Source organism: Paenibacillus ginsengarvi, from assembly GCF_003626695.1.
Lineage (GTDB): Bacteria > Bacillota > Bacilli > Paenibacillales > NBRC-103111 > Paenibacillus_AB > Paenibacillus_AB ginsengarvi.
Map to the genome: position 1 here is coordinate 187,195 of NZ_RBAH01000005.1, position 17,209 is coordinate 204,403.

15 protein-coding genes and 1 riboswitch are annotated in these 17,209 nt (G+C 56.7%); of the genes, 10 read left to right on the top strand and 5 right to left on the bottom strand.

All coding sequences use genetic code 11. The features are described 5' to 3' along the window. The first annotated feature begins 69 nt into the window (after window positions 1–69). On the top strand, window positions 70–549 hold the full coding sequence (locus tag D7M11_RS09175; RefSeq protein ID WP_420817918.1) for an NUDIX hydrolase: 480 nt from the start codon (window positions 70–72) through the stop codon (window positions 547–549). Between the two features lie 5 nt (window positions 550–554). Here D7M11_RS09175 and D7M11_RS09180 read toward each other — a convergent pair whose 3' ends face one another. Then, complete coding sequence (locus D7M11_RS09180; protein ID WP_120746904.1) at window positions 555–755, bottom strand: hypothetical protein; 201 nt, start codon at window positions 753–755, stop codon at window positions 555–557. Window positions 756–940: 185 nt separating this feature from the next. On the opposite strand from D7M11_RS09180, the gene D7M11_RS09185 reads away from it, so the two are divergent. The 5 genes from D7M11_RS09185 to D7M11_RS09205 all read left to right on the top strand — a co-directional run bounded on the left by D7M11_RS09185 (window position 941) and on the right by D7M11_RS09205 (window position 9,900). Further along, a complete protein-coding gene (locus D7M11_RS09185) occupies window positions 941–3,253 on the top strand; it encodes a helix-turn-helix domain-containing protein (RefSeq protein WP_120746905.1) in 2,313 nt (770 codons plus the stop codon). 168 nt (window positions 3,254–3,421) lie between these two features. Continuing rightward, the gene (locus D7M11_RS09190) at window positions 3,422–5,011 is read left to right on the top strand and encodes an extracellular solute-binding protein (protein WP_120746906.1); all 1,590 of its coding nucleotides are present in this window, start codon (window positions 3,422–3,424) and stop codon (window positions 5,009–5,011) included. A 36-nt stretch (window positions 5,012–5,047) separates the two neighbouring features. Next, window positions 5,048–6,337, top strand: a complete 1,290-nt coding sequence (locus D7M11_RS09195; RefSeq protein WP_120746907.1) for a sialidase family protein — start codon at window positions 5,048–5,050, stop codon at window positions 6,335–6,337. A 76-nt stretch (window positions 6,338–6,413) separates the two neighbouring features. Further along, entirely contained in the window at window positions 6,414–7,754 is a 1,341-nt protein-coding gene (locus D7M11_RS09200; protein WP_158606526.1) for an ABC transporter substrate-binding protein, read from the top strand. Between the two features lie 25 nt (window positions 7,755–7,779). After that, a complete protein-coding gene (locus D7M11_RS09205) occupies window positions 7,780–9,900 on the top strand; it encodes a glycosyl hydrolase family 28-related protein (RefSeq protein WP_120746909.1) in 2,121 nt (706 codons plus the stop codon). A gap of 40 nt (window positions 9,901–9,940) precedes the next feature. Here the strand turns inward: D7M11_RS09205 and asd are convergent, their stop codons facing one another. Both asd and D7M11_RS09215 read right to left on the bottom strand, forming a co-directional pair. After that, complete coding sequence (asd, locus tag D7M11_RS09210) at window positions 9,941–10,726, bottom strand: archaetidylserine decarboxylase (RefSeq protein ID WP_120746910.1); 786 nt, start codon at window positions 10,724–10,726, stop codon at window positions 9,941–9,943. A 318-nt stretch (window positions 10,727–11,044) separates the two neighbouring features. Next, complete coding sequence (locus tag D7M11_RS09215; RefSeq protein ID WP_120746911.1) at window positions 11,045–11,284, bottom strand: hypothetical protein; 240 nt, start codon at window positions 11,282–11,284, stop codon at window positions 11,045–11,047. Window positions 11,285–11,463: 179 nt separating this feature from the next. Continuing rightward, window positions 11,464–11,571, top strand: a riboswitch (TPP riboswitch). Window positions 11,572–11,694: 123 nt separating this feature from the next. Here D7M11_RS09215 and D7M11_RS09220 point away from each other — a divergent pair. From D7M11_RS09220 to tenA, 4 genes are read left to right on the top strand one after another with little or no spacing between them, the layout of a single operon-like run. Next, a complete protein-coding gene (locus D7M11_RS09220) occupies window positions 11,695–12,312 on the top strand; it encodes an ECF transporter S component (RefSeq protein WP_193556154.1) in 618 nt (205 codons plus the stop codon). Between the two features lie 6 nt (window positions 12,313–12,318). Beyond that, entirely contained in the window at window positions 12,319–13,869 is a 1,551-nt protein-coding gene (locus tag D7M11_RS09225) for an ABC transporter ATP-binding protein (protein WP_120746912.1), read from the top strand. A 3-nt stretch (window positions 13,870–13,872) separates the two neighbouring features. Beyond that, window positions 13,873–14,667 carry an energy-coupling factor transporter transmembrane component T family protein gene (locus D7M11_RS09230; RefSeq protein ID WP_120746913.1) on the top strand — a complete coding sequence of 265 codons (795 nt, stop codon included), beginning with the start codon at window positions 13,873–13,875 and terminating at the stop codon, window positions 14,665–14,667. 44 nt (window positions 14,668–14,711) lie between these two features. Continuing rightward, window positions 14,712–15,374: a thiaminase II gene (gene tenA, locus D7M11_RS09235; RefSeq protein WP_120746914.1), complete on the top strand. Its 663-nt coding sequence runs from the start codon at window positions 14,712–14,714 to the stop codon at window positions 15,372–15,374. 338 nt (window positions 15,375–15,712) lie between these two features. On the opposite strand, the gene D7M11_RS09240 is transcribed toward tenA, so the two are convergent. Both D7M11_RS09240 and D7M11_RS09245 read right to left on the bottom strand, forming a co-directional pair. Beyond that, on the bottom strand, window positions 15,713–16,501 hold the full coding sequence (locus tag D7M11_RS09240; RefSeq protein WP_120746915.1) for a phosphotransferase family protein: 789 nt from the start codon (window positions 16,499–16,501) through the stop codon (window positions 15,713–15,715). Window positions 16,502–16,545: 44 nt separating this feature from the next. Further along, entirely contained in the window at window positions 16,546–17,199 is a 654-nt protein-coding gene (locus D7M11_RS09245; RefSeq protein ID WP_120747037.1) for a formylglycine-generating enzyme family protein, read from the bottom strand. Window positions 17,200–17,209 lie beyond the last annotated feature (10 nt).

Genomic DNA, 17,209 nt, shown 5'->3' on the forward strand with positions numbered 1-17,209 from the left:
TCGGTTACAATAAATGAACATTGTAACAACGAGCTGCCGCCAAAACGATGGAGGCGGAGAGGGGGACGTATGAATCCGAAACTTAGAGCGGCCGGGGTCATGATTCGCGATTTCGAGGAGGGCGATCCCCGGTACGGAACAGAGCGTCAAGTGCTGGTGCAGTGCGACGACGACGAATCCTTTTACCGGTTTGCCGGCGGAACGGTAGAGTACGGAGAAACGGCAGCGGAAGCCATCGTGCGGGAATTCATGGAGGAATACGACCTGGAAGTCATCGTGGGTCCTCTCCTGGTCGTGAACGAGCATTTTTTTCAATATTACGGCAAAGAGCATCATCAGGTGACGCTCATCCATCATAGCGAGCTGAAAGGGACGAACGATATCCCCGAGCCGCTGTGGCACAAGGAGCATACGTCGGTCAAGCTCGTCTGGAGAACGCTGTCCCAACTGCGGCGCAAGCCGGTTTATCCGGAAGGCATCTACCCGCTGCTCGAGCAGAAAAATCCCGTTATGACGCATCTCATAACGGGCAGAGGATATAAGTCGTAACGCGGTTATACGTACGCAAAGGCAAACTTGAACAAATACACCATGGCGATCAAGGTGGCGGCTCCGAGGAGCGGGGTGGCAGCGACAATCAGGATAAGCTGAGCGCTGACATCCTCTTTCAATGTACCTTTGAACAAACGTTTGACGATCCAAAACAAGGCTGTCGCGGTTAGGAGCAGAAGCAGTTTCGCCGCAAGCGGAGTCAATTGCAAAACCTCCTTCGTTTCATGCTCAGTATACCTTATGTTGTAAGTATTTGTAAATTATTTTCTAATGCGGAAGTCTGCGAGCCCTATGGTTTGCGGGCTTTTTTGCGCGGATTGACACCCTACGAGAAACTGTAGTATCTTTCATGTAATCGCTTGCAGCTTGGTCTTAAAGGGGTATCGCCATGAGGAAGTTCAAGCCGACATCACGGTTGTTTTACCAGTATATCGTCTCTTATCTCCTTATCCTGATGCTGCCCGTACTCGTTATCGGGTTCGTCGCCTATTCGTATTTCCTCCAATTAATGAAGGAAGAGATTATTCGCAGCAACTTGACGGTGCTGAACCAGGTCAAGGATACGATCGATACGAAGCTGAGCGAGTTGGGCAACATCGCGGTGCATATCGCCGCCAACCCGCACTTATCCCCCTATACCGCCACCAAGAACGCCTACAACGAGATGAATGCGATATCCGAGCTGCGCAATTACGCGAGCGCCAACTCCTTCGTATCCGACATCCTGCTGTATTACCGCGGTGGAGACAAGTTGTACTCGCCTTACAGCGTATTTGCCGCGAAGACCTATCCGGATAAAATATTCCGCTACGAGAAGTGGAGCTCCGCGGATTTTTATCGGGATATCAACAGTCTGGATATGCCGCTGCTGCGAACCGCCGAGAACGCGTTCGTGCCGAATCCGGAGAAGTTCATCACTTATATCGTGCCGATCCCTTATCGGGAATCGTCTCCTTACGGTACCGTTCTGTTCCAGATGAAGGCGAAAACGATCAACGAGATGATTGTAACGACGTTCGGGGACGAGGGAGGCAATGCGATCATACTGAACGAACGGAATGAAGTAATTACATCGCTTGCTCCCGTATCGGCAGATTCACTCGGCAGCTGGATCGAGACGATCCGGACGAAGGGCGGAAGCGGTTCGGGGACGATCGGCTTCGAGGGCAGCGACTATTTGGCCGGCTACGTGAAATCTGAAGCTTCCGGCTGGACGTACCTCTCGCTCGTTAACAAAAGTACGGCGATGAACAGCGTGCAGCTGATCCAAACGAGAGCGATGTACAGCCTTTTGCTGCTGCTGCTGTTAGGCGGCGGGGCGATTATGTACGTCATGACGCTCAACTATGCGCCGATTCGCAAGCTGAAGTATTTTGTAGAGAGCAAGCTGAATCGGGCCTTCCGCAATACGAACGAGCTGGAGTCGATCCGTTCGGCCTTCCGCTACATATCGGATAATAACGAAGAACTGCACCGCAAGCTAGACAGCAGCAAGCCGGCACTGAAATCGTATTTGCTGTCCGGGCTGCTGAAGGGAGAATTTCATGATATCCGTACGTTCAACGAAAAGGGGGATAGCGCCGATATTCGGTTTGGGAACAAGCTGTTCCGGGTCGTTATTTTCGCCTTCTCCCGGAAGGATAAGATCCCGAACGCGTTAAGCGAAACGATTGTCAGCGAAATCGAGAAGCTTCTGACCGAAGGAGAAGCGGAGCCGGGCGCAAGCCTCCAAGCGCAGCGTGCTTCGTTCGAAGGATACGGGATGGACAGCCTCGAAGGGAACAAGCTTATTTTTATCATAGGAGTCGATTCGCGGGAGGACGCTGCGTTAACCGCCGTGCTGTCGTCCATTCAGCGTTTTTTTGTGCGAACCCGGGGCTGGAACGTCACGATCGGCGTAGGCCACCCGTACGCCGAAGCGGGTGAAATCGGCAAATCGTACATAGAAGCGACCGGGGCTGTAGACTACAGGCTCATTAAAGGACATGGGGAGCTGATTCTTTTCAAGGAAGTTGCCGGCGCATCTGCCGCACAGAGCGGGCATTCGGTCGGCGACTGGAACCGGCTGAGGCTGCTCATGATCCAAGGCGATACGAGCGAGGTGGAGGCGCAGCTCGATGCGATCATTGCCTCGATAACGGAGAACGTCGTTCCGCTGTTTATGGCCAGGTGCATCTGCTTCGACCTGATCCGCGTCATCGTTTCGATTCATTACGAAATGAATGTGCAGCCGAGCGAACGGCAGAAGATGTATCCGGACGTCATGTCGTTAACGGAATTCGAGACGGTCGAGGAGCTTGTCGGACTTGTCCGTACGATCAGCGACGATCTATGCACCATCCTTCGCGAGCAAAAAGAAAGCGCGAATTACCGGCTTCGCGACCAAATCGTCGACTATATCGGCCGGCATTATGCATCGTATCATTTCTCCGTGCAGACGATGGCCGACGATCTGCATGTGTCCGCCTCGTATTTGAGCCGTTACTTCAAGGATCAGACCGGCCAAACGATTCTGCAGTACGTAACGAGCGTGCGCATGGAGAAGGCGAAGCGGCTGCTGCTGGAAGGGACCGACAATATGCAGCAGCTCGCCGGCCAGATCGGCTTCGGCAGCGTGCCAGGTTTTATTCGCAAATTCAAGGAAATCGAAGGGATGACGCCCGGCGAATTCCGCACCCATCATAAGAAGCCGTCCATGTAACAAACGGTGAACCGGTTCAGAAACGGTCAATATGCCGCAGCTGCGGTATGTAAGGATCGGCTAAGGGGCGCAGAAACCGAATATTTACGCCAATCGCCCCTTTGTATTATGGTGTTGCTCGAGAGGGGGTGACACCGCGAAAGCTGCTGCCTGGGAGGATGACGGACTATGAAAAAAATCGTGACGGCGGCGGCGCTCCTATGGCTTGCAGGCTGCGAGGCCGATACCGGCGCACAACCTGACGGAAGCCCGGCGGCGGTGGCGGTTCGTCCGAACGGATTGCCGATTACGGACCGGACGATCATGCTGCGGATTCCGATGGTGAAGCAGCCGTACTTCAACGATCTGGACGACATGATCACACTGAAGCGGCTGGAGCAAAAAACGAATATCGACATCGAATGGAAGCAAATACCGGTAGAGGGGTTCAAAGATCGGATCAACCTGATGCTGGCCTCCGGGGAACTGCCGGACGCCTTCTTCTACGGACTCGGTTCGCAAGATGTCGTCAAGTACGGCTCCCAGGGAACGCTTATTCCGCTCGAAGATCTGATCGAGCGGTATGCGCCGAACATTAGCCGCATTTTCGACGAATATCCGCAGGTGAGAAGAACGGCTACGGCTCCCGACGGACACATTTATTCGCTGCCGTGGTTTAAGGATCAGGATTTTTTCGAATACCGCAACACGTTTCTGATCAACCAAACGTGGCTGGATACGCTTGGCTTGCGAATGCCGGAGACGACGGAGCAATTTTACGACGTATTGAAAGCGTTTAAAGAGCGCGATCCGAACGGCAACGGAGCAGCCGACGAAATTCCCGCCACCTTCCGGTACAATGTGACGACGAACGGTTATTATGAATTGTTCGGCGCCTTCGGCGTTATCGATGCGGTTTCGTATCTGTACGTACAGGATCGGCAAGTCAAGTTCGAGGCGACTGGGGAGCGGTACAAGGAAGCGATCCGTTTCCTGCACAGGCTGTATGCCGAAGGCTTGCTCGATCCGGAAACGTTCACGCAGGACACGAAGCAGCTATTGTCCAAAACGAAAAACGACGTGCCGATCGTCGGCGTGCTCGCTTCGTTCAACGGCACCTTCGAGCTGGACTGGGACCGGCTGAAGACGTACGTTCCGATGCCGCCGCTGCAAGGCCCGCACGGAGACCGCGTATGGAGGCGTCAGGACAATCGGATCATTCCGAACTATTTCTCGATCACCTCCGCAAACCGATACCCGGAAGCGACGATGCGTCTGGTAGACGTTATGAACGAGCCGAAGTCGGTGCTGGAATTTCAGCAAGGCCCGTTCGGCACACATCTGAAGGAGCGCGAGGACGGCAAGATCGAAGTGCTGTATCCGCCGCCGGGGACGGATATCGTGTATTGGATCGGCAGCGTTACTCCGTCCACGACGCTTCCGCTGATGATTTCGAAGGAGTGGATGAGCAAGGTCATTCCGCACGAAACCGATCAGCTGCGGGAGCAGTTTTACCGGGTTTACAAGCCGTATATCGCCAAAGAGGAAGAGACGTATCCGAGCATCTACTTAACGGCCGAGCAGAACAAGCGGGTGAGCATTCTCGGGGCGGATATTAACAAGTACGTCCGGCAGATGGAGGCGAAGTGGATCGTGCAAGGCGGAGTGGATGCGGATTGGGACGACTATGTGGCGGAGCTGAACCGGATGGGGCTCGGCGAACTGATGCGAATCAGACAGAAGGCGTACGACCAATTTTATGGCTATGGATCGAAATGACAAGCGGGATAGCAGATTAGGGAGGCTTAGCTGAAAATGACCTATCATTCAACGCGCGAGCAAGGCGGCGACTATCGGGTGCGGCCGCTGGCCGACTCGTTCGTAACCGTATACGAATCGCCGGATGCCGGACAGCTATATGGCTTCAGCCCTGGAATCGTCGTTTTGCCGAGCGGCAGACTTCTTGCAACGATCGATCTGGGTGGCAAGGGCGTCCGGGAGCAAGACGGGCCGAAAGGCTCCAGACACGGATATGTGACGCAGGGAAAAGTGTTTATCTCCGACGACGACGGGGCGATGTGGAGGTTTACCGCCGACTTTCCGTTTATGCATGCGAGGCCTTTTTTGGCGGGCGGTTCGTTGTATGTGCTCGGACATTGCGTCGATATTCAAATTATCCGTTCCGATGACGGCGGAGAAACTTGGACCGAACCGGTCGTATTGACGGCGGAAGGCGACTGGCATCAAGCTCCCTGCAATGTCCACTATGCGAGGGGCAACATCTACTTGGTTATGGAAAATATTCGGGATGGCGATCAATCGCACTTTTGGCCGGTCAGTTGCATGGAGCCGGTGCTTATGCGGGCCGGCGAACAGTCCGACCTGCTCGATCCCGCAAGCTGGTCGTATGCGACCCGGCTGACGGCGCGCGATGCGATTCCGTCGGAGAAGCTCGATTATTTCGGCGTTCCATTTTTCACGGAAATGCGGGACCACCGGAGGGGGCAGATCAACTGTGCGCCGGTCGGCTGGTTGGAGACGAATGTCGTGCAGTTCGTCGATCCCGACCACCTCTGGTACGACCCGGCGGGACGCACGTTTCATCTCTGGATGAGAGCGCATACGGGAGGCACGGGCTATGCGGGGATAGCGAAGGTCGTCGAGGAGGAAGACGGTCGTATGGTTACGACGCTGGAAACGGCGCCTTCCGGCAAGCAGATCGCTTTCGTGCCGTGTCCGGGCGGGCAGATGAAGTTCCATATCGTGTACGACGGCGTAACGAAGCTGTACTGGCTGCTATCGTCGCAATCGACGGACAGTATGACGCGCCCGGACCGGCTGCCGAAGGAACGGTTCGATCTGCCGAACAACGAGCGGCATCGGCTCCAGCTGCATTTTTCGAAAAACTGCATCGACTGGTGCTTCGCCGGCCTCGTATGCGCCGGACCGTCGCCGAAGCAGTCGCGCCATTATGCGAGCATGGCCATAAGCGGGAACGATCTTCTTGTGCTTAGCCGGTCCGGCGACGAACGGGCGGCGAGCGCGCATAACGGCAACTTGATTACGTTTCATCGCATTCGCGGTTTTCGCGATTTGGCGTATTGAGCAGCTGTTGGGTTACTTTGTATCTATAATAAAGAACGATGTTACATATAAAAGAACAACAAAGGGGGATATGTCCATGAGTGTAACATGGCTGAAAACAACGTCGGCCGCGGCCTTGCTGACTGCGGTTGTCGCTGGCTGCTCGTCCAATTCGAAGATCGGCACCGAAACGGCATCGGAGCCGCAGCAAGCATCGGTCCAGACGGCGGCGGACCTGCAGCGAGGCTCGGACGAAACGGCCGAAATCCGCATTCGCACGGGAATGACCGAGGAAGCTTTTACACAGCGGATTCGCAATCCGCTGAAGAAACTGTTTCCGAACGTTACGTTTACCCGGGTCGGCTATGACATTAAGCTGCAAGACCTGCTCGCTTCCTCTCCGCTGGATCTGATCGATCAGGGCATCACCAATCTGGAGGAAATCACGGAGGTCGACCTGCCGCTGAACCTCGACCCGCTCGTGCAAAAGCATAAGATCGACTTGAACCGGTTCGATTCGTACGTCGTGCAAGATATTCGCTCCTATTCCGTAGGCAATAACGAGCTGCTCATGCTCCCGTTCGTCGTTCAGCCGTTCGTGCTGCACTACAACAAAGACTTGTTCGACAAGTTCGGGGTTCCGTATCCGAAAGCGAACAGCACCTGGACGGACTTGATCGAGCTGGCCAAAAGGTTGTCCCGTACCGAGCAAGGGATCGCTTACCGGGGACTCGATGCCGGGCTGAACGTCAATCGGATGCAGAAGCAGCTGTCGCTTCCTTTCATCGACATCCAAACCGGGAAGTCGCTCGTCGGCTCGACGCCGGGGTGGAAGACGCTGTACCAGACGTATGCCGACATCTACGGCGTACCCGGCAATTTCCCGGAAGGGGCGAAACACGGGGACGGCCGCAAGGCGTTTCTGGAGACGAAGACGCTGGCGATGTATCCGCACATCATTATGCTGACCGACCCTGATTTCGTGCAGGCGGTGCAAAGCGGACTCAAGTTCGGCATTTCGACCTATCCGGTATTTCCGAACAAACCCGGCGTCGGAACGGGACTATTCGGCGGCGGGCTGGCCATCTCGAAGACGTCTAAGCATCAGGAGCTCGCGCTGCGAATTCTGGTTGCCTACACTTCGGACGAAGTGCAGAAGGAGCTCGGACGCCAAGGGTTCGTGACGCCGCTCGTCAGCCCGGACGTGCGCGGCAAGCTGTTCGAGGGCAATCCGATCGCAAGCGGGATCGATTTGAATGCGATCTATGCGACTCGCGTCGCCGATCCGTATAAACGTACGAAATGGGATCAGAAGGCGTTTAATTTCGTCAACGGTTCGATGCAGAGCTTTTTTACGGGACAGGTCGACCTCAATTCGACGCTGCGCGACGTAGACGAGAAAATCGAGAAGATGGTTCAGGAAGAGAAGAGCAAATAAAAGCCGAGGCGAGGAGGAGAAGCCGATGAAGTCGCAGCGTGATGGCGAAAGCGGAAGCAAGGGTAACGACGACGGGAGCGGGAGTGCAGAGGGCGGGGACAACTTGCTGAGCCGCCGGAAGCTTCTTGCCGCCTTCGGCGCGGCAGGCGCCGCTAATGCAGCCGACAGCGTACTATCGGTTCGGATTGGCGCTGCGCTGGGCGACGGCAATCGCCCGCACACCGATTCCGTGAGCGAAGCTGTATACGGGAAAGGGAGGCCCGGTCATAAGCCGCCTAAGGAAGCGGAGTACGTCCGGGCAGCGGCGGTCGCCGATCTGCGGGCGGAAAGCAGCCCGGTGGAGGACGGCGTGTATTATGTGACCGATCCGGGCATGGAGGGGCCGTTCCACTACGATGCCGCCGACGGGTTAACGCCCGACAATACGGGAACGGTGCTCGTCTCGAGCTCGGGAGCCCGCTTCAAGAGGCTGTACGACGGTAATCTGCATGTGAAGTGGTTCGGGGCCAAAGGAGACGGCGCGACCGACGATACGCTAGCGATCCGGGCCGCGCTTGCGGCGGCGCGAGGCAAGACGCTTCTCCTTCCTCCCGGCGTCTTCAAGCTCACCGATACGATCACGATTCCGCGGAATACGTTCGTTCGCGGCTCGGGCAATTCGTCCTGGTACGCATTCGGACAACGCCGGAACGAGCTGCCGAACAGCATCCTGGATATGGAATGCGGTACCGTGCTCGCTTTTTACGGAAACGGCTCGCAGACGTACGCCAGCAACCGCGCCGAATTTCAAAGCTTCACCTGTGCCGTCCGGTTCGAGAGCGACGCCGACGGAACGCAGCTTTCCGATCTGAAACTATTATCCCATTTCCGAATCCGGGACGAAGCCGGGGCGATTACGACGCCGCTCACGGACGAGCACGCCATGTTCGATGTCGGCCTGTGGATAGACAATGCCGATCACGTCAAGCTGAACCGCGTCTCGGTCGTCGGCTATTGGCAGAAGGCCGGACTGTATCTGGACGCTTCCGGCCGACTCGCGGAAACGGGCGAATACGGGGCGATCGAGTATGCGACGGTTACGGACTGTTTGTTTCAAGGCAAAATCGGCATGGCGGTGCTTGGAGGGGACGAAGGGAATCCGCCCGACGAAACCGGTTATACGCCGCCCGCAGGCGATGCGTTGACGGAAGGGCAGTTCGGGCTTTCCCATCTGCTCGTGTCCGGCTGCTTCTTCTCCGGTACCGACCATCATTCCAACGGTTTTGTATCCGGCTGGCAGAGCCGGCTTCAACCGGACAGCGTTCCGATTATGATCGACGGTTTTATCGGCAGCGGAACGCCTTACCGGATCAACAACCCGAGATTCGTCAACTGCTCGATCCAAACGAGGGAGAGCGCATCGATCAAGCTCAACCGGGTGATCCGGCCCACATTTGTGAACTGCCGTGCCGAGAGCGGACCGATCCGCGCTAGCTCTTATACGGCTATGCCGAGGCTGATCGCCTGCGAATTTCCGTATAACCGGACCGATCCGGCGTATCGCGAAATCGAAAGCTGTCAGGGCGCCTATATCGTTCCGCCGATGCGCAGGCTTGGCCATATTCATCTGCAGGACTACCAATTCCAGATCGAGCTTCGCAACAACGGCGGCGTAATCGAACATCGGCTGACGAGGCCGTTTGCGCTTCAGGCGGGTGCCCGGTCGGAGCATGTCGAGGCGCTGTTCCGCTTGGCGATCTTGGAAGGAGGCTGGGGCTACACGCAGTGGGCTCCGACGCCGACGCCAACGTCCGGCGCGAACGACGATTTCTCACGCGGTCTGTATTTGGGCGAAAAGGCGTTTCAGGCGAAATACAATCTGTATACGTGCGCGGCGATTGACAATAACGCGGATTACCAGGAGGTTGAAGTCGCGATTGCCGAATCGCGGGCGTCGAATTCGGAGCTGTGGGCCAGACCGGCCGCTTATTCGGCTCAAGCGGTTCCTTACCGGATGGCCGGTTACTCGGCTGCTTTGAAGATCGAGCTGCGCAGCGGCGCGGGGCCGGCTCCGTCTTTGCCGGCGATATTGCCAAGCGAAACCGGCGGCTCCGCCAGCCTCGTGATCCGGGTCAAAGGGAAGTTTTACGAGCAGAGTTACTTGTAGCGCCGAAAACCCCCAGTTCCATCGAACTGGGGGTTCCTAATTATTTGCCGTGCAGCGTGCCGAGCGATTCGCCCATCTTCACCTTGCTGCCGACGGTCAAATCCGGTCGCGGGTCGAAAATACCGGTTTCCGTGAGCAGCACGACGGTCGAGCCGAACTCGAAGTAGGCCAGGTCGCCGCCGCGCTCGACGCGCTCGGGTAGCGGTTCGACATAACGAATGCTGCTGACGTTCATCGCGCCGACTTTGACGACGGCAATCTCTCCGTGCTCGTGATCGATATACGTAATAAGCCGCTCGTTCCGGCTGAGCACCCGTTTCATCTGACGCAGCCCGAAGTCGTTGACCGGGTATACTTTGCCCTTCACATGCTCCTTCTCCACAATCGTGCCGGTTGCCGGGACGTGAATCCGGTGGTAGTCGGTCGGGCTCAAATACAGGACGAAGAAAAAGCCGCAGCGGTAGCTGACTATTCGCGGCGAACGATTGAGCAGCTCGTCCACAGTATAATCCTGTCCTTTGACGTTCAGCATCGTGCCTTTCTCGATTTTCCCCATACCGGTAATCAGCGCGTCGACCGGACTGAGCAGCGATTCGGGATTATCGTCGAAAGGGCGCAGGCCGGGCTTCAGCCTCCGGGTGAAAAACTCGTTCAGCGTCCGATACTCGCCGATCGTCTTCTCCGCGTCTTCGGTCCGGATGCCGTACGATTTGGCAAACTGCGGAATCAGCAGTCGGCTCGCCTCCGATCTGGCGAAGGCTCCGGTCAGGCGCGAGATCCATTTACGCGAAGAAAGCTCAGTGAGCAATCGAAATAGTGGTTTCATTATCGTTTTTGCCCCTTGCCAAATAGGTGTATCGTTTCGATCAAGCAAATGCGGCTTTCCGTACCGGAGCGAGCAGCGACTCGATTAACTCAAAACGCACTTCATCTTATCTTGACATAGAAAGGACGCGAGCGCAACAACGATTCCAACGTGCCAAGCTCTCCGTTTGGATGGTACCGAGGCGGTGCTGGGCTATAGGAGCGGACGCGCTGACGGCGGCGGAAGTAACGCAGCGGAACGGAAGGCTCTTGTCAAATTCCCGAAACTGCAGGAAGGACGCTCTTCCGAAGGAAAGGGGCAACAAAAAAAGCAGCTCGGTCAGCTGCTTGTCGCGATCTCCGGTTTCTCCTGCCGCTTTGCGTTTTTTTTGTACTCCTGACAGGATAGGCAGGTCGCCGCATTGATCTGCACCGGAATGGCGCAGCCGGAATATTTGACGCAGTGTACAGGTGTTCTATCATCGCAGTCGGAGGCAATCTGCACACAGAAGCGGCATCCGGATAACAGTTCGTGCGTGATGTTCAGCATCGTCTGCTTCAGTCGAACGAGGTCTTCCATGTCTCGCGGCTCCTTCGATATACGACTCCGTACCTTCCATGTACCGGGATACCTGAGGAAATTGCTGCATAAATTGTAACATACATTACAATAGCTTGTCACGATTTTCCGCTTGCCATTGGTCGGCGGTTTTTACGTCCCGCACGGCATTGACAAAAGAACGAATCATGTTAATATAGAGTTGTCACTAGGGGAGCCCGCCGGGCTGAGATTGGATGCTCACGCATTCTAGACCCTTCGAACCTGATCTGGATGATGCCAGCGTAGGGAAGTGGGACACACGAATCGTTCGATGCTACAACATTCGAATGCGCGTCCACCCTCTATGGGGGTGGGCTTTTTTGTGCTCGCTTTCGAGAAGGACGAGGAGGAACCTGGGACATATTCGTAAGAACAGGAGAGGATCGGATATGGTTATGGCTCCAAAAGCTTCGAAGGGACTAAAATTGACCGATATTCTAGTAACGGTCGTCATCGCGGTCGTCTTCGGGCTCATTTACCGGATATGGGGACCGGTGTACGATCTGTTCAAAATCGCCGGGCTGCAAGCGGAGCAGCTATCGTACGGGATGTGGTTTATCGCCTCAACGGTGGCGTTTCTCATTATCCGCAAGCCCGGTGTCGCACTGCTCGCGGAAGTGGCCGCCGCGGTGTTCGAAATGCTGACCGGCTCGCAGTACAGCATCGACTCGCTCACGTACGGCATTATGCAAGGGCTGGGCGCGGAAATTATATTTGCCTTGTTCGCCTACCGCTCGTACTCGCTGATCGTCACTTGTCTCGCCGGAATCGGTTCGGGGCTTGGTTCGCTGGCGATGGACTGGTACAAAGGCTACCTGGTCGAGCTTGCCGGATGGAACTTGACCTTGTATTTTGTTTTCCGGCTGATCAGCTGCGTCGTTATAACGGGAATGGTTGCTTACTACTTGGTCAAAGCGCTGGAAGCGACCGGCGTAACGCGGATCGTCCGACCGGTATCGGAGGCGGACCGGCGTTCCTTGCACGACGATACGATACATCGGGGGTGATCCGGCATGGATGTTGCGGCGGGAGTCGTAAAGCTGAGATTGAAGTTTCCCGGCGCTCCTTCCTTGACTTTTCGCGATTTGTCGCTTCAGGTGATGCGGGGAGAACGGGTGCTGCTGCTGGGACCGAGCGGCTGCGGCAAATCGACGCTGCTGCAAGTATTAACCGGGCTTATTCCGAACGCCGTCGACGTGCCCGTAGCGGCCGATTCGATCGTCGTTCCCGAAAGCGCGGCGTATGTGTTTCAAGATCCGGATACGCAGTTTTGCATGCCGTATGTGGATGAAGAGCTGGCTTTCGTACTGGAAAATCTGCTCGTTCCCCGCGAGGAGATGCCGGAGCGCATGGAACGGCTGCTTGCCCAGGTAGGTTTGAAGCTTGAGCGGCTTCATACGCCGATCGCCTCGTTGTCGCAAGGGATGAAGCAGCGGCTGGCGATTGCCGGAGCGCTTGCGCTGGAGCCGGACGTGCTGTTTGTCGACGAACCGACGGCGCTGCTCGACCCGGAAGGGACGGGGCAGGTGTGGGAGACGATCCGCAGCGCCGGGGAAGGACGCACGGTTATCATCGTGGAGCACAAGATCGAGCACGTGCTGGACTATGTAGACCGGGTCGTGCTGTTTAACAAGTCCGGCGAGATTATAGCCGACGGTTTGCCAGGCGAGCTGTTTGCTGAGCATCGCGATCGACTTGCGGGGGATGGCATCTGGTATCCGGGCGTATGGGACGACTATGCGAATAGCGGCCGCTACACTCCGCCGCTTCCGCTGCCGGGCGAACGGACGAAACGGATCGAGCTGAGCGATTTTGCCGTTCGCCGCGGGAAGGAAGAGAAGCTGCGCATTCGCGGAGCGATCGTATCCGCAGGCGAGTGGATCGCTGTCGTCGGGCCGAACGGAGCGGGCAAAAGCACGCTGCTGCTCGGGCTGATGCGGCTGCTCGCAACGTCGGGCGGTTACAAGCTGCTGGAGCGGCCGGCGGCGGAATACCGGGAGCTGTCGGGCGAGATCGCCTTCGTTTTTCAAAACCCGGAGTTTCAGTTCGTCACGAACTCCGTCTACGACGAGGTCGCTTTCTCGCTGCGCCGGGAAGGCAGGAGCGAAGACGAAGTCCGGGCGAAGACGAACGGGCTGCTGGCTGAGTTCGAGCTGGCCGAGCGGCAGGACAATCATCCGTTCCAGCTGTCGCTCGGACAAAAACGGCGGCTCAGCGTCGCTTCGGCGATCGTGAAGGAGCAGCGCATTTTGCTGCTTGACGAGCCGACGTTCGGGCAGGACGCGAAAAACACGTTCGCTTTGCTCGAACGGCTCGAAGCTTGGCGCCGTCAAGGAACGGCAATCGTGATGGTGACCCACGATCCCGATATCGTGAAGCGGTTCGCCACGCGCGTATGGGTTGTCCGGGGCGGGGAGCTTCAGGCGGACCTGACCCCGCAGGATTGGCAGGCGGCCTCGGCCGAGACAGAGCCGGATGACAGGCCGTTCGCTCGGCCGGCGGAACCGGAAGCCGCTTTCGCAGGGGCAGGCGGCAGACGAACGCCGGGACGGGAGGAAGTTTAGACGATGAACTTTGAGTTTTCGTACCGGGAAACGTGGCTGCACCGGGTCAACCCTTCCTTGAAGCTGGCGTTTAGTCTTGTATTGTTTTTCGTCGTGCTGTTTACGCATAATCCGAGCGTCATGATCAATTTATGCGCCGTGGCGCTGCTCGCGCTGTTCGCGTGCAGCGGCCACCCGGCCAAACGGCTGGCGCTGTACGCGCTGCCGGCGCTTGTGCTGTTCGTTTCCTCGTCGACGTCGATGATTTTTTACGGCAAGGGCGAGACGGTCTGGTTCGACTGGGGTATCGTCCATATTACGAAAGAGAGCTTTTTCCGCGGGATGCAGGTCGGACTCAAGTCGTTATGCTTCGCCTTCATCGGGCTGCTGTTCGCGCTGACGACGCGGCCGGTGTACTTGTTCTATTCGCTGATGCAGCAGTGCAAGGTGCCGCCGAAGTACGCGTACAGCTTCATGGCGGTGATGCGGCTGCTGCCGATCATGATCGAGGAGTTCCAGACGCTTCGCCATGCGCTGGCAGTAAGAGGCGTGGCCCGAGAGAAAGGGCTTGGAGGCCTATACAGGAAAGTGAAAGCTTACGCCGTGCCGATGCTGGCGCAAAGCATCCGCCGTGCCCAGAGGATCGCGGTGGCGATGGAAGCGAAGCGGTTCGACGGGCGGGGACGGCGCACGTATTATTACAAGATCGGCTTTTCGGCGGCGGACGCGGTTCTCGTTGCCGGGCTGCTCGCGCTGGGCGCGGCGGCTTTTGCGGGCGGCGTGCTGCTGCCGTATTTCGATATTACCGATGTCCGATAGCGTTTATAGCAGATGAGTATGGATAGGGAGAGGAGACTTTACTTATGTTATTTTCCAAACGGGTGCGGGCAGCCGCGAATGCGAGCTGGGAGGCCAGCTTCGCTCATCCGTTCGTCACGGGGATCGCGGACGGCAGTTTGCCGCTCGACCGCTTCAAGCATTATGTACTGAACGACGCTTATTACTTGTCGTGCTTCGCTCAGGTGCAGGCGCTTGGCGCAGCCAAAGCTACCGACCTGCATACGGCGAACCGGATGGCCGCTCACGTGCAGGGAACGTACGGGGCCGAGCTGTCGCTGCACGAGAAGTTTTCCGGCATGCTCGGGATTACGGAGCAGGAGCGCCGTTCGTTCCGGCCTGCGCCGACCGCCTATGCGTATACGTCGCATTTGATCCGCGCGGCTTACACGGGACATTTGGGCGATATTGTGGCCGCGATTCTGCCATGCTACTGGCTGTACTTCGAAATTGGCGAAAGGCTGCAGGGAGCAACGCCCGAAGAGCCGATCTACCGGGAATGGATCGCCGCTTACGGAGGCGAATGGTTCCGCGAGCTCGTGCAGGAGCAGATCGACCGGCTCGACGCGATTGCGGAAACGGTCACGGAAGCGGACCGGGAGCGGATGCTGGAGCAATTTATGATCAGCAGCCGGTACGAGTACATGTTCTGGGATATGGCGTACAAGAAGGAAGGCTGGCCGGTGTAAGAGGAGCCGGATCGTGAGAGAAGGGCAGGTCGCGTCAAGCGGCTTGTCCCTTTTTTTGTTGCGGCAGTATTAGGGGCGAGCAAGTTGTGCGGGAGCAATAGAAGTCTTTGAGCCTGTTATAACTGTTTGGTTTGGGAAATGCTCGGGAATAGCAGCTTGTTGGGGCTCTTAATTAGTGTCGAGATCGATCTACTCGGCTATTACGGTTGGAATAAGAGTCCTCAAAACACTCTATTTTTCAAAAAAGACTATTCCCTCAAAAAATAAGAGGCTCAAAAGACCGCTATGCAAACGCCAACTATGGACAGAATGCCCGCCAGAACACTGTACCCGCTTCCTCAGAAAAACTCGTTAAGCCCGTCCTTGAAGTAGGCGTACTCCTGTTCATTTAAAATCTTGGCGCCGTAACCGGCAAAGAAAATGTCAGCTTCCTCAGGAACTTGGAAAGCATGGGGCTTCGGACGAATCGCGAGCGCTGCATCGTATCTAGGGTCTCCGAAGCTGCCTCCGCTCCAATCGATGACAGCTGTTACGTTCCCTTCACGAACGAGCACATTATCAATCGTGTAATCGCCGTGGATCAGCGTGTTTTGGACCGGCACGGGTTTGTTGTTCGTGATTCGGTCAAGCAGCTCGGGCGTGCCATCGACGGTATAATGGCGAAGATTATAGTTTGCGCGAAGCAGCATGTCGTCGAGCCAGTCGGAAGCGCCCTTTAGCGAAACGGGGCACGGGGTCGCATGAATGTTTGCCAGAGCCGCTCCGAAATGGTATATGATTTCATGCCTTTTATCTGGTTTCGTTTCGCCGAGCAGCGCGCTTCGCACCGTCTCGCCTTCGACGTACTGGATGAGCGTCCATAGCTGATCCCCATGTTCTACGGATCGGTAAACGGCCGGAACGGGCAGCTTCGTGCCGCGCAAGTTTTGCAGAACAAGCAGCTCCCGGGCCAGCCATGCACCATACCGCTGCCCCTTCGTTCTTTTGAGAAGAAAACGGCCGTTCGGACTTTCGATGATCCCGACATCGGACGTATAACCTTGCCTCGGAAAACGGATTTCGCTTACGCGCCCCGTCTCCTCGATGATTTCAGCGGGGATTTCGTCCAAACGGATCGGTTGATGCATATAAGGGCTCACCTCGCTTATCGGAGTAGGCTGCGTATTTCGCCTCATCGGACAGATCGGGCAAGACGAAATCCCAGATCGTCGATGCGGAATGTGGGATGGCTGCGGCGGCGGCATGTGGCTCCGCAGCCCCGCGCTTCTTCGGCCCAACTGCCTCCCCGGAAAATCCGGTACGAGCCGTATACCTGCTCATCGTACACATCCCAGCACCATTCCCAAACATTGCCTAGCATGTCGTACAGTCCCCATGCATTCGGCTGTTTCGCTCCCGTTTCCTGAAGCCTGCCTCCGGAATTGTCCTGATACCAGGCGATCTTGTCGAGTTCCCCGTACCGGTACCCGCTGCTCCCAGCTTTGCATGCATACTGCCATTCCGCCTCCGTCGGAAGCCGGTAGCCGTCTGCCTTCCAATCGCAAGTTACGGTTTCGTCGTCGTCCTTTATGGTATAGCACGGGTTCAGTCCGGTTTGCTGCGAGAAGGCGTTACAGAACGAAACGGCCTCCAGCCAAGACGTATTCACGACGGGTCGGTTGCAATCGGCAGCGAAAGGCGGGTGCGGTTGACGAAGGCTCACCGCTTCGTACAGCCCTGCGGTTACGGGATAGGCGGCTAGCAAAAATGGCTTCAGCTGTACGCGCCAGCTTTTTTGGATTCGATCGTCCCGAAGCTCCTCCTCTCCTTCCGGGATCGCGATCATCGGGTAGTTT

Excerpts from the sequence above, each read along its gene's own strand:
- D7M11_RS09175 (WP_420817918.1), top strand. The coding sequence starts at position 70 with ATGAATCCGAAACTTAGAGCGGCCGGGGTCATGATTCGCGATTTCGAG.
- D7M11_RS09185 (WP_120746905.1), top strand. The coding sequence starts at position 941 with ATGAGGAAGTTCAAGCCGACATCACGGTTGTTTTACCAGTATATCGTC.
- D7M11_RS09190 (WP_120746906.1), top strand. The coding sequence starts at position 3,422 with ATGAAAAAAATCGTGACGGCGGCGGCGCTCCTATGGCTTGCAGGCTGC.
- D7M11_RS09195 (WP_120746907.1), top strand. The coding sequence starts at position 5,048 with ATGACCTATCATTCAACGCGCGAGCAAGGCGGCGACTATCGGGTGCGG.
- D7M11_RS09200 (WP_158606526.1), top strand. The coding sequence starts at position 6,414 with ATGAGTGTAACATGGCTGAAAACAACGTCGGCCGCGGCCTTGCTGACT.
- D7M11_RS09205 (WP_120746909.1), top strand. The coding sequence starts at position 7,780 with ATGAAGTCGCAGCGTGATGGCGAAAGCGGAAGCAAGGGTAACGACGAC.
- asd (WP_120746910.1), bottom strand. The coding sequence starts at position 10,726 with ATGAAACCACTATTTCGATTGCTCACTGAGCTTTCTTCGCGTAAATGG.
- D7M11_RS09215 (WP_120746911.1), bottom strand. The coding sequence starts at position 11,284 with ATGGAAGACCTCGTTCGACTGAAGCAGACGATGCTGAACATCACGCAC.
- D7M11_RS09220 (WP_193556154.1), top strand. The coding sequence starts at position 11,695 with ATGGTTATGGCTCCAAAAGCTTCGAAGGGACTAAAATTGACCGATATT.
- D7M11_RS09225 (WP_120746912.1), top strand. The coding sequence starts at position 12,319 with ATGGATGTTGCGGCGGGAGTCGTAAAGCTGAGATTGAAGTTTCCCGGC.
- D7M11_RS09230 (WP_120746913.1), top strand. The coding sequence starts at position 13,873 with ATGAACTTTGAGTTTTCGTACCGGGAAACGTGGCTGCACCGGGTCAAC.
- tenA (WP_120746914.1), top strand. The coding sequence starts at position 14,712 with ATGTTATTTTCCAAACGGGTGCGGGCAGCCGCGAATGCGAGCTGGGAG.
- D7M11_RS09240 (WP_120746915.1), bottom strand. The coding sequence starts at position 16,501 with ATGCATCAACCGATCCGTTTGGACGAAATCCCCGCTGAAATCATCGAG.
- D7M11_RS09245 (WP_120747037.1), bottom strand. The coding sequence starts at position 17,199 with ATGATCGCGATCCCGGAAGGAGAGGAGGAGCTTCGGGACGATCGAATC.